The sequence below is a fragment of the Segeticoccus rhizosphaerae genome (genome assembly GCF_009192725.1).
GTDB classification, from domain to species: Bacteria; Actinomycetota; Actinomycetes; order Actinomycetales; family Dermatophilaceae; genus Segeticoccus; species Segeticoccus rhizosphaerae.
Window position 1 is genome coordinate 1 of record NZ_VOHR01000662.1, and the last position, 757, is coordinate 757.

Annotated in this window: 1 protein-coding gene; it reads left to right on the forward strand. The window is 75.3% G+C overall.

The window, feature by feature from the left end; all coding sequences use genetic code 11:
* Positions 1-185 precede the first annotated feature (185 nt).
* Positions 186-757: lysylphosphatidylglycerol synthase domain-containing protein (locus tag FRW57_RS22370; RefSeq protein WP_203230513.1), on the forward strand; the 572-nt coding region annotated here is incomplete at its 3' end.

A 757-nucleotide genomic window follows, 5' to 3' on the forward strand; every position in this document is an offset into this window, starting at 1 on the left:
AGCGCCCCGAGCTCGCCGGACCGACCCTCGACTACGTCCGCCGACGCCGGGGGCAGGCCGCGGCGGGGCGGCTGACGGCGACGGTGGACCATCGGGACCTGCTCGCCCGACCCGACGTTGAACCGGCCGGCGCTCGGTCTCGTTAGGGTGGAGTGAGGCCCGCCACGGGTCGACGAGGAGCAGCCATGGCGCGACGGAGTCTGTGGTCCTGGGCGCGACCGGTCGTCGGCCTGGCCATCTTGGGCGCCGTCGCCTGGCGGCTCGGCACCGAGGCCCTTCTCGCACCGTTGCAGCGTCTCGACGGCCCGCCCATGGCAGCCGCCATGCTCCTCGCGGCCCTGAGCACCGTCTGCGCCGCCTGGCGCTGGCGGTGGGTCTCGGCCGGACTGGGTTCGGAGCTGCCGCTGCGCACCGCTGTCGCGGCCTACTACCGCTCGCAGTTCCTCAACCTCGTCCTCCCCGGCGGGGTGCTCGGTGACGTGCACCGCGCGGTGCGGCGCGGGCACGATGTCGGCGACCTGCCACACGCCGCGCGGGCGGTGGTCGGTGAGCGGTGCGCCGGCCAGCTCGTGCAGCTGGTGATGACCGTCGTGGTCCTGCTGGTGCTGCCCTCACCCGTCCGCGACATGCTCCCGACGGTCCTCATCGGCCTCGTCCTGCTCACCGGTGCCGCCGTCGCGGTCTGGGCACTCGCGGGGCACCCTGCGGCTGCCCGGGGCCGCGTGGCCCGTGGCGTGCGCCGAGTGGTCGGTCCGTG